7 protein-coding genes are annotated in these 17,771 nt (G+C 62.4%); 2 read left to right on the forward strand and 5 right to left on the reverse strand.

Features of this window, described 5'->3' with window-relative positions; genetic code table 11:
- Nucleotides 1–70 precede the first annotated feature (70 nt).
- The 5 genes from ASC94_RS20310 to ASC94_RS20330 all read right to left on the reverse strand — a co-directional run bounded on the left by ASC94_RS20310 (nt 71) and on the right by ASC94_RS20330 (nt 15,343).
- Entirely contained in the window at nt 71–2,854 is a 2,784-nt protein-coding gene (locus tag ASC94_RS20310; RefSeq protein ID WP_056399508.1) for a TonB-dependent receptor domain-containing protein, read from the reverse strand.
- Nucleotides 2,855–3,306: 452 nt separating this feature from the next.
- A complete protein-coding gene (locus ASC94_RS20315) occupies nt 3,307–5,982 on the reverse strand; it encodes a TonB-dependent receptor (RefSeq protein WP_056399509.1) in 2,676 nt (891 codons plus the stop codon).
- Nucleotides 5,983–6,282: 300 nt separating this feature from the next.
- The gene (locus tag ASC94_RS20320) at nt 6,283–9,102 is read right to left on the reverse strand and encodes a TonB-dependent receptor (protein ID WP_056399510.1); all 2,820 of its coding nucleotides are present in this window, start codon (nt 9,100–9,102) and stop codon (nt 6,283–6,285) included.
- Between the two features lie 266 nt (nt 9,103–9,368).
- Nucleotides 9,369–12,143 (reverse strand): TonB-dependent receptor, encoded by a 2,775-nt coding sequence (locus ASC94_RS20325; protein WP_056399513.1) that lies wholly within the window; start codon nt 12,141–12,143, stop codon nt 9,369–9,371.
- A gap of 419 nt (nt 12,144–12,562) precedes the next feature.
- Nucleotides 12,563–15,343 carry a TonB-dependent receptor gene (locus ASC94_RS20330; protein ID WP_229417346.1) on the reverse strand — a complete coding sequence of 927 codons (2,781 nt, stop codon included), beginning with the start codon at nt 15,341–15,343 and terminating at the stop codon, nt 12,563–12,565.
- A gap of 431 nt (nt 15,344–15,774) precedes the next feature.
- Here ASC94_RS20330 and ASC94_RS20335 point away from each other — a divergent pair, with 431 nt between their 5' ends.
- Nucleotides 15,775–16,713, forward strand: a complete 939-nt coding sequence (locus ASC94_RS20335) for an ABC transporter permease (protein ID WP_056399519.1) — start codon at nt 15,775–15,777, stop codon at nt 16,711–16,713.
- A 22-nt stretch (nt 16,714–16,735) separates the two neighbouring features.
- Nucleotides 16,736–17,764, forward strand: a complete 1,029-nt coding sequence (locus ASC94_RS20340) for an ABC transporter permease (RefSeq protein ID WP_056399781.1) — start codon at nt 16,736–16,738, stop codon at nt 17,762–17,764.
- The last annotated feature ends 7 nt before the right edge of the window (nt 17,765–17,771 follow it).

A 17,771-nucleotide genomic window follows, 5' to 3' on the forward strand; every position in this document is an offset into this window, starting at 1 on the left:
ACCCATTAAAAAACCCCCGCCGTATCGCTACGGCGGGGGTTTTTTTTAGCTGGGAACTATCAGCTGGGTATTACTTGAAGGTGTAGCCTGCCGACACATACACAAAGCGGCCGCGTGGGTCGTATTGGTTGATGTCGTAGCCGGCCTGGAACTGGTTCGACACTGGCACGAACACGCCAGGCTGCTTGTCGAACAGGTTGCGCACGCCTGCGCTCAGCACCAGCGATTTCCAGCCTTTCCACGTCACGTTGGTGTCGTAGGTGGTCATGGCGCCGATGAAGTTGCGCTGGCCGTCGCCCTGGCGGAAGCCGGTTTCATAGCCGGAAGCGAAGTTCTGGGTCAGCGAGATTGCCAGAGGGCCCTGGGTCCAGGTGCCGCTCAGGGCGTGACGCCAGCGCAGTACCACGCCGCCGTCCTGCGCGCCCAGCACTGGGTCGCCGTTCTTGTCTACCAGGGTGCCAACTTTGTGCGACAGGGTGCCGCCTGGGCTGGTCTGGTCGAACTTGTCCATGTAGGTACCGTTCAACGTGGTGTCGAAGCGGCCGAACGCGGTGTTCTGGCGGAACTGGGCGAACACGTCGAAGCCTTCGACGGTGGCGTTGCCGGTGTTGGCCAGGGTGGTGTAGACCAGGTCAACATCGTTGCCCTGCAGTTTCACCAGGTTGGCGTATGCCGAGTCGCCGCGGCGGAAGCCGGACACCACTTCCTGTGCCGATGGGGTGGCCAGGATGTCGGACACCTTGATCTTGAACCAGTCCACGCCGAAGGTGAAGCTGTCGGCTGGCGACAGGACGATACCGATCGAACGCTGCTGCGATTCCTCAGGCTTCAGGTTAGGGTTACCGCCGGACACGGCGTTAACTTGCAGCTGGGACTGGCCGGTTGCCGGATCGTTGAAGGTCTCCGACGAGCCGGTGGTCTGTGGCTGCCACAGGTCGCTCAGGGTAGGGGCGCGGAAGCCCGAACCTGCCGACGCGCGGACCAGCACCGACTTCAGTGGCTGCCAGCGGCCGTTCACTTTGTAGTTGTTGGTGCTGCCGACGTCGTTGTAGTCGTCGCGGCGCAGCGCCAGGCCCAGGTCCAGGGTCTTGGTCAGCGGCAGGCTGCCTTCGGCGAACACCGAGTTGATGGTGCGCGAGCGGTTCACAGGAGGCACGCTGCCGCCCAGGCCGGCGATGTCGCCGGTTTCCAGCGCAGGGCTAGGGGTGGTGTGGAACTTGTCCTTGCGCGACTGGGCGCCCACGGCGTACTGCGCGGTCAGGCCCATGAATTGCGGCAGTTCGCCGGCGATCTTGGCGTCGAAGGTGTTGCTGGTCGATTTGCCGGTCAGCGTGTCGCCCGAGTACTGGGCGGTCTTCAGCTTGTCAGCCAGGGCGCCGGTCTGCACCGCACCTGGAGCCCATGGGTTCCAGTTGTTGGCAGGATCGTTGATGATCTTGGCGTAAGCGACTTGCGAGAAGTAGCCGGCCGGTACGGTGCCGTGGATCTTGCTTTCGTTGGTGGCAACGGCAACTTCGTAGTCCTGGCCCCATACGGTGCCTTTCGAACCCAGTACCAGGCGCGATTGCTTGGCTTCGTCGACGCTGGTGCGGTTGCCGAAGTCGAACACGCGGCTGGTGATGGCCAGCGGCTTGCCGATCAGGCTGGTGAAGCCGTATTTGTTCAGGTATGGCACGGCGATCGACTGGTACACCGGGTTGCTTGGGTACAGCAGCAGGGCTGGGTGTACGCCTTGCTTGGCGAACTCGCCGTCGGTTTCCAGGAAGGAGCGGCGCACCGGGCTGCCCTGGAAGCTCTGCGTCACGGTGGACTCGGAGTACAGTGCGTCGGCGAACAGCTCGTGGTTGGCGTTGATCTTGAACGCGCCGTTGGCGGTCAGGTTTTTCAGTTCGCGCTGGGGAATCAGGCCAACGAAGGCGGCACTGTCGAAGGCGCAATATGGCGTGTTCTTCGAGGTGTTGGTCGCGTTCTTGTACATCAGGATGGAATCGCACTTGCCCTGGTCGGCCAGCGGGTTGCCATAACCGGTGCCTGGGGAGTTGCCGAAACCGGTTACGCGGTCGTTCGGGTAAGCGCCAGGAATGATGGCGCCTTCGATGTTGCCCTGGCCGGTTGCGCCGGAAGCGTAGTACGGCAGGTTGTTGCCGGAGGCCGAGTAGGAACGGTCGGTCGCTTTCAGCAGTTTTTCTTTTTCGTACGACGCCGACACCACGACCGAGTAGCCGTCGGTGCTCAGGTCGCCCAGGCCGCCGGTGATCGATGCCTTGGAGTTCTTGCCGCCGCCGCTTTCGGTTGGGGAACCGTAGCCTGCGGTGACTTCCACGCCCTTGAAGGACTTGGACAGGATGAAGTTGACCACGCCGGCCACTGCGTCCGAACCGTACACGCCCGATGCGCCATCTTTCAGCACTTCGACGCGCTCGATGGCGGCCAGCGGGATGACGTTGACGTTGACGGCTGCGCCGCCACCGCCGGCGAAGGCTGCCAGGCGGCGACCGTTCACCAGCACCAGGGTGCGCTCATCGCCCAGGCCGCGCAGGGAGATCGAGGACATGCCGTAGGTGGAGCTGCCGGCGCCGGTCGAGTTCTGGGTCGAACCGGAGGAGGACAGGGCGGAGATCGAGGTCAGCAGTTCTTGCGTACTGGTGGCGCCGGTGCGGGAGATTTCCGCCTTCGTCATCACCTGCACTGGCAGTGCGGTTTCGGCATCCACGCGCTTGAGCGAGGAACCGGTGATTTCAACGCGCTGGATGGTGTCCGGTGCGGATTGGGCCTGGGCGGCATGCATGCCCAGCACCAGACCACCGGCGCAAATCAGGCGTACCGAACGGGACAAAACAGTTTCCTTCATCATTTAACTACTCCCAAGATGTACTACTTAATGAAACGGCGTCTACGGCCGAGTTGAAAGATTTTTTATCTTTTCGCCTTGCAGGCGGCTCGCCATTGATAAACGGCAAAGGTTAGCCAGTGGCTCATGTAATCATCTAGACAACGTGGTGTCAACGTGAAAAATTTGTGGTTTTCCGTGATTTTCCCGTTTTTCGCACGGCAGCCCTGTTGGCGCCAATCGCGGCAGAAGTCCGGTGATACCGCTACATACTGGGAAAAATCGCAGATTTTGTTACCAACTTTGCGGAGTTTGTAAAAACAGGTAAAGAAGGGGAAAGGCGGCGTTTCACGTTTTCCGGCGAATAGTAAATAATGTAACCGGGCAAGAAATTGTCACTTTTTTGCTACAAAACGATACGTAGTGCTACAAAGTGAAACCGCCGGCTGAAGCCGGCGGCGGGGTTGGCGGGGCGCTTAGAAGGTGTAGCTGCCGCGCAGATAGATGGCGCGGCCGACTGCGTCGGTGTAGCGCGGGTCATAGCCCTTCTGGAACAGCGTGCCCTGGTTGGAGAACGGCGGCTCCTTGTCCAGCAGGTTCTTCACGCCGGCGGTCAGGGTGACGCCCTTGATGCCGGTGTAGCTGGCGGTCAGGTTCCACAGGCTGTAGGACGGCACGTGGTTCAGGTACTGGTCTTCGATGTCCAGGTTCTGGTCTTCGTAGCCGGTCTTGAAGGACTGCGCCAGGGTGGCGCTCCACACGCCCATGCGCCAGTTCAGCGACGCATTGTGTTTCCAGCGGAATACCGGATTGTTGGCGGCGTAACGGCCCACGTTCTGCGTGTAGGGCCCGTCGCGCTCGTCCTGGTATTCATACTTGTGGACATAAGTGCCGTCCAGCGTGAAGGTGAACGCGCCGTAGGCGCTGCTGCCCGAACGCAGGGTCAGCGCCACGTCGATGCCGTCAGTGTTGACGCGGCCCAGGTTTTCCTTCAGGTCCAGAATGGCGAACGGCGAGCCGTCCGGATTGCGCAGGAAGCGGTCCTTGTACTTGGCGTAGTTGCCGTAGATAACTTCCTCAGGCAGGGCGTTGATCTTGTCCTTCAGCTTGATGTTCCAGTAGTCCAGCGCCAGCGTGGCCTGCGGGATAGGCTCGATGACGATGCCGGCCGCGAAGGTGCGCGACTCTTCCGGGCTCAGGGCCGGATTGCCGCCTTGCAGCTTGAACTGCTGCAGATCGCAGTCGCGCAGCGGATTGGTGATCGGATTGGACGATGGCACGCCGCCCGGGCACAGCACCGGATCGTTGTAGGAGTTGTTGGTGTCGTTCTTCGACTGCGGCGCGTTTTTCTCGAACAGCGTCGGGGCGCGGAAGCCGGTCGAGGCCGAACCGCGCAGCAGCACTTGCTTGGTCGGCTGGTAGCGTACGCCCAGCTTGGGATTGGTGGTGTTGCCGGCGTCGCTGTAATCGTCGAAACGGGTAGCGAACTGCACTTCCAGATCCTTGATCAGCGGCAGGTTCACTTCGGCAAACACGGCCTTGATGGTGCGCGAACCGGAGGTCGATTGCGAACCCGACAGGCCCGAGCTGGCCGCTTGGCCGGCGATGTCGCGGTTGACGAAGAAGTCCGCTTCCTCGCGGCGCAGTTCGCCGCCGAAGGCCACAGCGGCCTTGCCGCCCGCCATGTCCCATAGCTCGCGGCTGGCTTTGAAGTCGATGCCGGTGTTGCGGGTTTTGCCGTCCTGCACCTTGCCGCGCAGCGCAGTGCTGGCCAGGTAGGCTTTGCCTGCCGCATCCTGCAGGCCGAAGGGGTTCAGGATGCCGTTCAGCACGCCTGCCGCGAAGGATTCGTCGCGCACATAGCCGCCGGTGAACCATTCAGCCGAACGGCTTTCGGACAGCGTGAAGCCGGTCTTGTAGTCCCAGCCCGCCAGCAAGCCCTCCACGCCGATGCTGAGGCGGTCCGCCGCGCCCAGCGAATTGATTTCGCGCTGGCCCGCTTCGGTGGGGCGCCAGTTGACCGACAGCGGCTGGCCGGAGAGGCCGGGCATGGCGGGCACGCCGCCGCCCGGGTTGCCCGGATAGTATTTGCTGGTTTTCGGCAGGATCAGGCCGGTTTGCGGCGGCGGCGCGGTGTGCGACAGCACGTCGTTCTCGGCGTGCAGGTATTCGATGCTGGCCAGATGGTCGTTGTTGATCTTGAAGCTGGCCTTGCCGAAGAAGGCGGTTTGCTTTTGCGCCGGCAGGTCGTCGATCAGGCGGGTGTAATCCTGGCGGCAGGTGCCGCCGCCGCCGATCGGCAGCGAGTAGGGCTGGTCGCAGCCGGCCGCGCGGCCGGGGTTGCCGGTCACGTTGGAGCCGGGATCGAAGAAGTTGCCGGGGAAAGTGGTGCCGGACGTCAGGTTCAGGCCGCGCGAGGGGATCACGCCGGTCTTGGAGAACTCGCGCTGCTGGGAGGTCAGGATGTCGAGCTTGTGGTAGTCGAACACGCCGAACACGTTGTAGCCGTCGGTTTCCAGGTTGCCGAAGCCGGAGGAAATATTGACGCGTTTTTCATCGGCGCCCGGGGCGCGCGGCAGCAGCGCTTCGGCGGTGATGGTGGTGGCTTGCACCGAACGCTTGGTGATGAAGTTGATCACGCCGCCGATGGCGTCGGTGCCGTAAATGGCCGAGGCGCCGTCGCGCAGCACTTCCACGCGTTCGAGCGCGGTGACGGGGATGATGTTCAGGTCGACGCTGGCGCCGTCGTAGGGGTGGTTGGCGATGCGGCGCCCGTTCAGCAGCACCAGGGTCTTGTCGCTGCCCAGGCCGCGCAAGTCGGCGCTGGACTGGCCGCCGGTGGGCAGGCCGGAGCTGTTGCCGCCGACCACGTTGCCGGAACTGAAGCTGGAGCTGTTGGAAGGAATCCGGTCCAGCACCTCCTGGGCCGTGGTCAAGCCTTGCTTGACGAAGTCTTCCGCCTTGAACACCGTCAGCGGATTGGCTGTTTCCGATACCAGCCGCTTGATCGAGGAACCGGTCACTTCCACGCGCTGCATGGGCTGGCTGCTGTCCTGCGCCAGCGTGGCCTGGCTTGCCAGGCCCAGGGTCAAGCCCAGGCCGGTGGCGCACAGCAGGCGTACCGAGCGCGCAATTGTCGTTTCTTTCATCATTGCCCAAAACTCCCAAAAGAACATCGTTGTACATGTCGTGGGCCGGGCGCCGGATAGGCGCGATGGCCCCTCGTATGGCAATTCCGCCTGGAGAATTGTTAATCTTCAGGCAGGCAGATGTAACCACCGGTTGCTGGCCATGTCAATAATGAAAGATTGCGTGTCAGGTTAATACAACGGCTTGCAAGTCAGTCTGGGCAATAACGCTGTTTTATGCAGGCAAATAAAAAGGGCGATGCCGGCGCATCGCCCTTAACCAGAAGTTAGCTGGAGTTTGCGGTCAAATCGCCGCTGTTGCGCTTAGAACTTGTAAGAACCGCTGACGTAGAACTGGCGGCCCAGGGCGCTGGAGTAGGACGGGTTGTAGCCGACCTGGTGCGAACCCGTGTTGCGCAGTGTGAACGGCGGCGTACGGTCGAACAGGTTGATGATGCCGGCCGTGAGCTCCACATTCTTCAGCGGGCGGTAGGCCGACTGCAGGTCGAAGGTGGTGTAGCTCGGCACTTCCAGGGTGATGCCGTAGCACTCGCCCGGCGAACCGGCCACGATGACTGCGCAGTCGTCTTCCGACTGCGGCTTGTCGGTGTAGCCGTTGCGGTAGTTGGCCGCCAGCGTGTGGGTGAACCTGGCCGTCTCGTACGAAGTGGTGGCGCGCACCACGTGGCGGAAGCTGACCTTGTCGTTCGAACCGTAGCGGTTCAAGCTGGTTTCCCACTGGTCGTCCGTGCCGGGCGTGGTGTAGCGCGACTTGAGCAGCCAGGTGCCGGCCAGGCGGCTGGTCAGCTTGCCGTCGAACAGCTTCATCTTGTGCGTGAAGTCGTAGTCGACACCCTGGTTCTCCACCTTGCCGATATTAATCGGCAGCAGCTTGATGGCCAGCACGTCCTTGCCGGTCGAGCCGATGTGCTTGGTGGTGAACAGGCTGGCATATTTCGCTGGATTGGCGAAGATCAGGCCTTCGGACACCGAGGTCACCTGGTCGCGGATTTCCACGTTCCACAGGTCGATGGCCATCGACAGGCTGTCGAGCGGCTCGAACACGAAGCCGACGCTCCACTGCTTGGACTTCTCCGGTTTCAGGTCCGGATTGCCGCCCTGGAAGGCTTCGAACTGCTGGCGCTGCACGCCGTTGCAGTAGGACGCCAGCGGGTGGCCGCCCATGCCGGTGGCGGCGGTCAGCGGGCACTGGTAGTTGCCGCCGGTGACGCCCCAGTCTTCCAGCGGGCCGGCGATTTCCGTCATGCTGGCGGCGCGGAAGCCGGTGCCTGCCGCTGCGCGCAGCATCAGATTCCTGGCGGCCGAGTACTTGGTGCTCACTTTCCAGGTGGCGGCGTTTTCCTTGCTGCCCACTTCCTTGCCGGTCAGGTTGTTGTCGATGGCGCCGATCTGGTCGTAGCGCACCGAGGCGGTCGCTTCCAGCTTTTTCGTGAACGGCATCACCAGCTCGGCGTAGGCGCCGGCATTGTTGCGCTCGTAGTTGCTGTCGACCTGGGCGTTGTCGAACAGGATCTGGGCCTGCTTGGCCACGTCGGCCTGGTCTATCTTGAAGGCGGTGTTGCGGAAGTCCGCACCCACGCCCAGCATGGCGGCGCCGCCGGCCAACTTGAACACTTCGCGCGATGCGCGCGCGTCGATGCCCTTCATTTCCACGGTCTGCGTGTTGTAGGTGCCGGAGAAGCCCGTGCCCAGCAGCGCATCGCGCATGGATTGCGGCATTTCGCCCTGGGCATAGCCGAAGGGATCGATGGTGCCGGCATCCAGTGCGGCCTGGAACTTGTCGGCCAGCGGGAAGCCGCCAACGTATTTCTGGGTTTGCTTGTTCTTCGAGTAGGTCACCGCCGAGTTGATGTCCCAGCCGAATGCCTGGCCGTCCACGCCGGCCACCAGGTGGGTAGCCTTGGTGCCGTAGTCGTAGATGCGGTTGCCCATTTCATACAGGCGGTACTTTGCCACCACCGAGGTGGCGCCGGCATTCTGCGCCGGGGTCAGGTAAGGCTGGATGTACTTGTTGTACAGCGCGGAGCCCTTGGTGATGGAGAAATCGGCCGGGTAGGGTGCGATGCTGGCGACGATTTTCGCTTCTGTGTAGGCGAAGTCGAAGAAGCCCTTGAAGCCGGTGTTGCCCAGCTTCAGGCTGCCCGAGCTGAAGATCGAGTCGCGCTGTGATTCGGGGTTGATCTCGATGGTGGAAGGCGAATCGTAGAAGCAGTTGCCGTCGCCGTAGAAGTCCAGGTTGCTGGTGGCGCACTTGCCGCCGTGGGACAGCGCGTACGGGTTCAGGTTGACGCTCTTCTCGACCGTCGTGCCGGTCTTCGGATCGATGGTGTCGTAGCTGACGGCGGCATTGGCCGGCAGCGCGCGCGAGGAGCCGTTGATGAACTGCAGCGCCTTGCCGGTTTTCGGGTCGGTGAAGTTGACGATGCCGGTGCGGGCGAAGCTGCGCTGCGAGGCTTTCAGCTGCTTTTGCTGGTCGTGGCTGGCCGAGACGAACACGCTGTAGCCGTCATCCTCGTAGTCGCCGAAGCCCTTGCTGATGCTGATGGAATTGCTCTTGCCGCCGGATTTTTCCGGGCTGTTGTACTTGGCATTCACTTCCCACGGGGAAGCGCCTTTTTTCAGGATGAAGTTCACCACGCCGGCGATGGCGTCGGCGCCGTACAGGGCCGAGGCGCCGTCGGTCAGCACTTCCACGCGCTCGATAGCCGACAGCGGGATGGAGTTCAGGTCGATGGTGGTGCCGGAGTTGGACGGCGCCACGCGGCGGCCGTTCAGCAGCACCAGGGTGTAGGCCGCGCCGATGTCATGGATGGAGGCGGTGGTGACGCCGCCGCCGCCGCCGCCCACCGAGTCGGCCGCCACGGAGAAGCCCTGCATGGCGGGTAGTTGCTGAATGAAGTCGGTGACGGTGCTGACGCCGGTCTTCTTGATGTCTTTCTGGCTGAAGGACTGCACCGGCAGCGACGCTTCGGCGGCGATGCGCTTGATGCTGGAGCCGGTAATTTCCACGCGCTGCATGGACTCTTGCGGGGCTTGCTGCGCCATGGCGCCGTGCATGCCGAGTGCCAGGCCGCCTGCAAACATCACGCGCAGGGAGCGGGACAGGACTGTTTCTTTGATCATTACTTTAAGGCTTTCTCTTGATGCGATGGGGAGGAATCTACTTGCTGTTTTTGCAGGTCCCTGTAATTCTCACTAAAAATCACAGGGGCAGTATGAAACCATCAATTGCGCAGTCTTGTCAATTTTTGTTCGGCGTTTTCTCGGAATCCGGAGTATTTCTGCTAACTCCATGTTGAATTGGCAAAACTATCTGTATAGACTTGTCAAAAGAAAAAAGGGGCGGTGCTTGCGCACCGCCCCTCAGGCAGATTCAGCTAATCAGGCGATTAGAAGAACTTGTAGTTCAGGCCCACTTTGACGTAGCGGCCGATGGCGCCGGTGGCGTCCATCGGGTTATAGCTCAGGCCGCCGTAGGTCAGCGGGTCCAGCGGCGCGATCTTGTCCAGCACGTTGTTCATCGACGCGAACAAGGTCAGCTGCTTGCTGAAGTTGTAGCGGGTCGACAGGTCCAAGGTGGTGAACGAAGCGATTTCGCAGTTGGTGGTGCCAGGCTGGCCGTTGGCCAGGTTGGAGGCGCAGGTATTGCCTTCGAACAGGATGTTCTTCATCTTGGCGCGATAGTTCACGATGCCGTTGAAGTTCCAGTCGCCGATGTCCCAGGTGCCGGTCAGGTTGATCTTGTCCTTGGGCGTACCGGCGCAGTTCGAGGTGTCGCAGTTGCCGTGGGTGCCAGCGAACTGGTACACGGTGGTGGCGGACTCATGACGCTTCCAGGAAGCCACGTGGGTCCAGGTCAGGCCGACTTGCGCCTTGCCCCAGGCGCCCAGGCGCAGGCGCTGCTTGATGTCCACGTCCACGCCGCTGATTTCGGTGAAGCTCGAATTGCGGTATGGCGCCTGGGTCAGCACCAGCGTGCCCGAATTCGGGATCACCTGGCCGTTCTGGACCAGGTTGTTGTCGTTGCGGATAGCGGTCGGCAGGGCGGCAGCTTCGTTGTACGGCAGCGGGTTGATCTCGTCGGAACGCTTGATCTTCCAGCCGTCCACGGTGATGCCGGTATCGGCCAGCACGTCCCACACCAGGCCTACGGTCATGCCTTTGGAGGTTTCAGGACGCAGCTTGGCATCGCCCACTTTCACGGCTGCGACAGGGATGGCGCAGTCGGTCGAGGTGGCGCCGCCGACGGCTGGCTTGCCGCCTGGGCAGCGGACCGGATCGGACACGGTGGAGGTGCCGGTCGACTGCGACGAGGCGCTGCCTTCGGCTGGGCCTGGGGCGCGGAAGCCTTCGGTGTAGGTGCCGCGCAGTGCGAAGCTCTTCATCGGGGTCCACTTGATGCCGGCTTTCGGCGTGGTCGAGTTGAAGTTGTCGTATTTGTCGTAACGCACGGCGGCGCTCAGTTCCACCGTCTTGATGACCGGTGCCAGGATCTCGGCGTAGATAGCCGATACCTTGGTGTCGCCGAAGGCGGCCACGTAGCTCGAATTGATGGAACCGTCTTCCGAACCCTTCAGCGAAGGATTGGACAGTTTTTCCTGGCGGTGCTCGGCGCCGATTGCCAGGCCCATGTTGCCGCCCGGCAGAGCCCACAGCTCACGCGAGGCCTTGAAGTCGATCACGTCCAGCTTGGTGGTCGAATCGGAGGTGGCGTTGGTCACCATGGCAGCGTACAGCGAAGCCGGGTTCTTGTTGGCCTGCGCGCCGATGTAGTACGGGAAGAATGGCGATTTCGGATCGCCCAGCGCGGCAGCCACTACCTTCATGTTCAGCATATTGCTGTAGTCCAGGTGCAGCTTGGACTCGGAATGGGTGTAGCCGGTGTCGTAGTCCCAGCCCATGGCCGAACCCTTGACGCCCACCACGAAGCGGCTGAACTCGTTGTTGGCCGAGCGGGTGCTTGGGCCCACGTCGAACGCGCTGTAGCGGATGCGGACCGGCGCGCCGTACGGGTTCTGTGGATGGCTGGCCGACATGATGTTCAGGTTGCCATAGTTGATGAAGCCCAGCGGGTTGGCGGCGTTCGGCGGGAAGGCCACGGTCGGGGTCACCGACGGCGGGATCATCGTGAACGCGGTGTCGCGCTTGGAGTAGCCGGCTTCGACATAGGCTTGCATGTCGTCGTTGACTTGCCATGTGCCGCGGCCGTACAGGTTGACCGACTCGATTTCCGGCTGCATGTCGCGGAACTGGTCGTTATGCCACAGGCAGCCGCCGTTGGCGCCGGTCTGGTCGACGGTCTTGCTCAGGCTGGAGCAGCCTGGCAGGCTGGTGTAGGCGGTGGTGACCGGGTTGCGGATCGAACCGGCCGGGCTAGGCTGGGCGCTGTTCACGCCGGCGATGTAGCCGCTGGCGAACTGGGTGCCAACCGGGAAGCCGTATGGACGCAGGTCGCCGTGGCCGATGTGGCCGCGGTCGGCGCGGTCGCTGTTCTTCAGGCGGTCGGACTGGTTGTATTCGGCGTTCAGGACGATGTTGTACTTGTCGTTGTCCAGGTTGCCTTTGCCGAACGAAACGGAAGCCTTGTTCTGCTTGGCGTCGCTGTAGCGCGAAGTGCCCACGTCGCCTTTTACCTGCAGGCCTTCGAAGTCCTTGCGCAGGATGATGTTGACCACGCCGGCGATCGCGTCGGCGCCGTAGGTCGACGAAGCGCCGTCCTTCAGGATCTCGATGCGCTCGACGATCTGCATCGGCACGGTGGACAGGTCGGTGAAGCTCTTCTGGCCGTCATCGGCACGGGCGAAAGGCGCCATGCGGCGGCCGTTCAGCAGCACCAGGGTGGAGGTGGCGCCCAGGCCACGCAGGGAGATGGCGGTGGAACCGGCGGCAAAACCGTTGCCGAAGCCGGTCGGCAGGGAGCCAGCGCCGTCCACGGTCAGCGTCTGCAGGTACTCGGCCACGGTGGCCTTGCCCGACTTCAGCAGCTCTTCGCGGCCGATCAGCTGGATAGGGGACGCCGTTTCGGCAGTGGCACGCTTGATGCTCGAGCCGGTAATCTCAACGCGCTGGACATTCGCGTTGGCATCTTGGGCCATCGCCGGTGTTGCCAGCAGACCTGCTGCAACCACGCTGCCCGAGAATATCAGGCGCACGGAACGTGCCATAACTGTTTCCATCATCATGCTAAAAACCTCCAACTAATGTAGTGATAAACGAGGCGGCCGCATTGACTTTTTGTTACACCAATCTTCGCGCACGGTTCGCCCGTTCCCAGTTGAGCAAACGTCTAGGCATTTGCTCAAGTGACCGATGAAATCACCCCGGCCTGCACAGTGTCAAGAAGGGTTTCCCTGACGAATACACGCTAAAGCTTAGCGTTCTGCCTATTAAATGCGCGATCTCTCCGCTAATTGCTCTCTATGTCTTCCTTCGGGTTCGTTCGCTGGGCTATCCGGATTGTGTCGGGGTTCGTAGGATTGCTTCACGAAGGGGTGGGAATTCGTTACTTTTTGGCGACAAAAGACGTAAAAAAGGGCGGTGATCGCTCACCGCCCTTTTCCGGAACTTACCTCAAATAGTCGGCTTATTTGAAGGTGTAGCTCGCGCCAACTTTGAAGTAGCGGCCGATGGCGCCGGAAGCGTCCATCGGGTTGAAGCTCATGCCGCCGTAGGTCAGCGGATCCAGCGGTGCGATCTTGTCGAACAGGTTGGCGATCGACGCGGTCAGCTGCAGGTTCTTGCTGAAGTTGTAACGGGTGGACAGGTCCATGGTGGTGAACGAAGCCAGCTTGCAGCCGCCAGGCGCTGCGGTGCCGTCAGCAAACTTGGAGGCGCACACGTCGCCTTCAAACTTGATGTTCTTCATGCTGTCGCGGTAGTTCACGTTGGACGCGAAGTTCCAGGCGCCGATGTCCCACGAAGCGGACAGGGTGGCCTTGTTCTTCGGCGTACCGGCGCAGTTCGACGTGTCGCAGTTGCCGTGGGTGCCAGCGAACTGGTACTGCACGGTGTCGGACTCGGCGCGCAGCCAGGACGAGATATGGGTCAGGTTCAGGCCGATGACAGCCTTGCCCCAGGCGCCCAGGCGCAGGCGCTGTTTGACGTCCAGATCCACGCCGGTGACTTCGGTGTAGCTCGAATTGCGGTACGCGCCCGACACCACCAGCAGCGAGCCGGAGTTCGGGATGACCTGGCCGGCGGCATTGCGCAGGTTATTGTCGTTGCGCACGGCGGTCGGCGACTGCGCCGCTTCAGCGTAGGAAACCGGGTTGATCTCGTTGGAACGCTTGATCTTGAACGCGTCGATGGCAATGCTGTTGCCTTCGAACGGATCCCATACCATGCCCAGGGTGTAGCCTTTGGATTCTTCAGGCTGCAGGTTCGGGTTGCCGACCTTGATCGAGCTGACGGTGATCGAGCAGTCGGTCAGGGAAGCGCCGGCTGCCGGCGTGCCGCCAGGGCAGCGGATCGGGTCGCGCACCGGAGCGCTGCCGACGGCCTGGCTCAGGGAGTTCGACTCGGCCGCGCTAGGCGCGCGGAAGCCTTCGGTGTACGTACCGCGTACCGCGAAGTTCTTGGCCGGGGTCCATTTCGCGCCCAGTTTCGGGGTGGTCGAGTTGAACTGGTCGTAGTGGTCGTAACGCAGGGCAGCGGTCAGTTCCACGGTCTTCAGCACCGGCGCCAGTACCTCGGCGTAGACGGCCGACACGTTGTTCTTGCCGAACGCGGCGGTGTAGCTGGAGTTGATGGAGCCGTCGGCGGTGCCGGACAGCGACGGGTTGCTCAGCGTTTCGCGGCGGTGTTCGCCGCCGATGGCCAGACCCATGTTGCCGCCTGGCAGGGCCCACAGTTCACGCGAGGCCTTGAAGTCGGCGATCAGCAGCTTGGTGCTGGAATCGGAGGTGGCGTTGGTCACCAGGGCCGAGTACAGCGAAGCCGGGTTCTTGCCGGCTTGCGCGCCGATGTAGTAAGGGAACAGCGACGATTTCGGATCGCCCAGCGCAGACTGCAGCGCCTTCATGTTGAGCATATTGCTCCAGTCCAGGTTCAGCTTGGACTGCGAGAAGGTGAAGCCGGTTTCATAGTCCCAGCCCTTGACGGTGCCTTTCAGGCCAGCCACGAAGCGGGTGAACTCGTTGGTGTTCTTGCGGGTGCTTGGGCCCACGTCGAAGGCCGAGTAGCGCACGCGTACCGGCACGCCGTACGGGTTCTGCGGGTGGTTGGCAGCCATCAGGATGGTGTTGCCGTAGTTGATCAGCTGGTTGGCGCCGCCGTTCGCGCCCGGGAACACCACGGTCGACGAGGTCGCCGGCGGGGTCAGGGTGAAGGCAGTGTCGCGCTCCGAGTAGCCGGCTTCAAAGAAAGCCTGGTGGTCGGCGTTGATCTGGAAGGTGCCGCGCGAGTACAGGTTGATGGACTCGATTTCCGGGTTCATCGAGCGGAACTTGTCCTGGTGCCACAGGCAGCCGCCGTTCGGGTCTTGCGGGGTGACGCTGGAGAACTGGTCGCAGCCCGGCAGGGAGACGTACTGGCCGGTTTTCGGGTTCAGCAGCGCGCCGGTAGGCGACGGCGAGGAAGCGCCGTTGGTGATGTAGCCGCCGGCGTACTGGGTGCCGACGCCATAGCCCCATGGGCGGATGTCGCCGTGGCCGATCCAGGCGCGGCTGCCGCGGTCGGAAGCCTGCAGGCCGTCGGTGTGGCTGTATTCGGCGTTGAAGACGATGTTGTACTTGTCGTCGTCCAGGTTGCCCTTGCCGGCGGTCAGCGAGACCTTGCCCTGCTTGGCGTCCGAGTAGCGCGAAGCGCCGGTGTCGCCCTTGATCTGCAGGCCTTCGAAGTCCTTTTTCAGGATGATGTTGACCACGCCCGCGATGGCGTCCGCGCCGTACAGCGAGGAAGCGCCGTCTTTCAGCACTTCGATGCGCTCGACGATCTGCATCGGGATGGTGGACAGGTCGGTGAAGCTCTTCTGGCCGTCATCGGCACGCGCGAAAGGCGCCATGCGGCGGCCGTTCAGCAGCACCAGGGTGGAGGTCGCGCCCAGGCCGCGCAGCGAGATGCCGGTGGCGCCAGCGGCGAAGCCGGAGCCGAAGCCGGTAGGCAGAGAGCCGGCGCCGTCTGCGGACAGGGTCTGCAGGTACTCGGCCACGGTGGCCTTGCCCGACTTCATCATGTCGTCGCTGGTCAGGACCTGGATAGGCGACGCGGTTTCCGCGGTCGCGCGTTTGATGCTCGAGCCCGTGATTTCCACGCGCTGGACGTTAGCGTCTTGTGCAAAAGCCTGTTGGGCCAAGAAGCCCGCCGCCACCACGCTGCCCGAGAAGATCAGGCGCACCGAGCGGGATAAAACCGTTTCCATCATCATTACAAACAACTCCCAAGAAAAGTATCGTTTGGCGGCACCCAACGCATAGCCAAGCTGAGCCGCATTTTCGCCACTTCGGGGTCAGACCCCGAAAGTGGGCGAAATGCGGCTCAGCTCGCTAGACGAATTAGTTGCACACCAACAATTCTCTCCAAAAATCACATATTGTTTTCGGAGAGGGATCGCATCAGAACATTGTCAGATAAGAATTGTCAATGAAAAGCGTGCGCTGCGATGTGTGAAAACAACAGTGGATTTATTTGCTGACAAGTAAGATGTTGCGCTGCGCGCGCTGCTGGCAAGAAGGTGTAACGTTGTTTTCGTGGTGCGGTATGTTGCGGTGCAGCATATATTTTTCTTGCGCGCCGGGCTGCGGTAAGGATGATGGTGGGGGAGCGGGTGCTCCTATAACTCTAAGGAATACCTGATTAATGCTTGCCTATATTCTGCGCCGCCTGTGGCAGATGCTGCCCACCATGCTGGGCGTGGTGCTGCTGGTGTTTATCCTGTTCAACTGGGTGGGCGGCGATCCGGCCTATATCCTGGCCGGCAAGATGCCCAGCGCAGAGGGCATTGCCAACATCCGCCGCCAGCTCGGCGTGGACCAGCCTTACCACGTCCAGCTCGGCATCTTCCTCAAGCAGATCGTCACCTTCGACTTCGGCCAGAGCTGGGCCACCGGCGAGGCCGTGTCCAGCATCATCACCACGCGGCTGGGGCCGTCGCTCACGGTGCTGGTGCCGCTCACCATCCTGGAAACGCTGATCGGCATCGCGCTGGCGCTGGTGGTCGCCTTCGTGCGCGGTTCCCTGCTGGACCGCGCGGTCATGATCGCCTGCACGGTCGGCATGTCGATTTCCATCCTGGTCTACATCATCGTGTTCCAGTACGGCCTGGCCTACCAGCTCGGCTGGTTCCCGGTGCAGGGCTGGGGCAACAGCTTCTGGGAGAACCTGCTGCGTTATTCCACCTTGCCCATCCTGATCGGCCTGGCGGTGACGATCGCGCCCACGCTGCGGCTGTACCGCAGCTTCGTGCTGGACGAGGTCAGCCAGGACTATGTGCGCACCGCGCGCGCCAAGGGGCTGGGGGAAGGGCGCGTGATGTGGGTGCACGTGTTGCGCAACGCCGCCATCCCCATCATCACGCACGTGATGGCCAACCTGCCCGCGCTGCTGATCGGCGCCTTCCTGCTGGAGCGCTTCTTCGGCATCCCGGGCATCGGGCGTGAAGTGATCCTGGCGGTGGAGCGCAGCGACTTCCCTGTCATCAAGGCCATTACCGTCTACGTGGCCGCCGCCACCATGGTGTTCAACCTGCTGACCGACCTGCTGTACCAGGCCGTCGATCCGCGGATCCAGCTGAAATAAGGAAGTGCAGATGCAGACCAAGATGCTGACTAAGCACGCCGCCCCCGGATTGTGGACGCTCGCCTGGCGCCGCTTGCGTGCCGACCGGGTGGCCATGCTGGCCCTGGCTGTCGCCGGCGCTTTCCTGCTGCTGCTGACGCTCTCGGCGAGCGGCCTGATCGTCTCCGACTGGGAAGAAGAAGTCGGAATCAACTACGCCCCGCCATCCTTCCTCGCCAGCGAAGCAGGCTCCGTCGGGCGGGTAGGGCGGGTTAGCGCCAGCGTAACCCGCCATGAGCCGCCCCCGCCCAACGAATTCGACCCCCTCGCCGCCGATCTGGAAGCCCTGCGCGCCGAACTCCCTGCCGCCGCCCTGGCCCCGCCCGAGCGCCGTCCCACGCTGCCCTTCGGCGCCGACAAATGGGGCCACGATGTCATCAAGAAAACCATCAAGGGCGGCGAAACCTCCATCGTGGTGGGCCTGGTCGCGGCCCTGGTCGCGGTTGGCCTCGGCACCCTGTTTGGCGCCGTGTCCGGCTTCTACGGCGGCCTGGTGGACGACTTCTTCAACTGGTTCTACAGCATTTTCACCGCCATCCCATCCATCCTCATGATCCTCACCGTGGCGGCCGTGCTACAGCAAAAAGGCGTGATGACCATCGTACTCATCCTGGGCCTGACCGGCTGGACCGGCCCCTTCCGCCTGATCCGCGCCGAGTACATCAAGCACAAGGCGCGCGAATACGTGATGGCGGCCGACGCCATCGGCGCCTCCAGCTGGCGCAAGATGTTCTCGCACATCTTCCCCAACGTCAGCCACGTGGCGCTGGTGCAGATGTCCATCCTGGTAGTGGGCTTCATCAAGGCCGAAGTCATCCTCAGCTTCCTCGGCTTCGGCGTGCCGGTGGGCGTGGTCAGCTGGGGTTCCATGCTGAACGAGGCGCAGAACGAACTCATCCTGGGCAAGTGGTGGCAGCTGACGGCGGCCGCCACCGCGATGGCGCTGCTGGTTACCGCCTTTTCCCTGTTCACCGACGCCCTGCGCGACGCCCTCGACCCCAAGGTGAAGTAATGGAGAA

The sequence above is a fragment of the Massilia sp. Root418 genome (assembly GCF_001425265.1).
GTDB lineage: Bacteria > Pseudomonadota > Gammaproteobacteria > Burkholderiales > Burkholderiaceae_D > Rugamonas.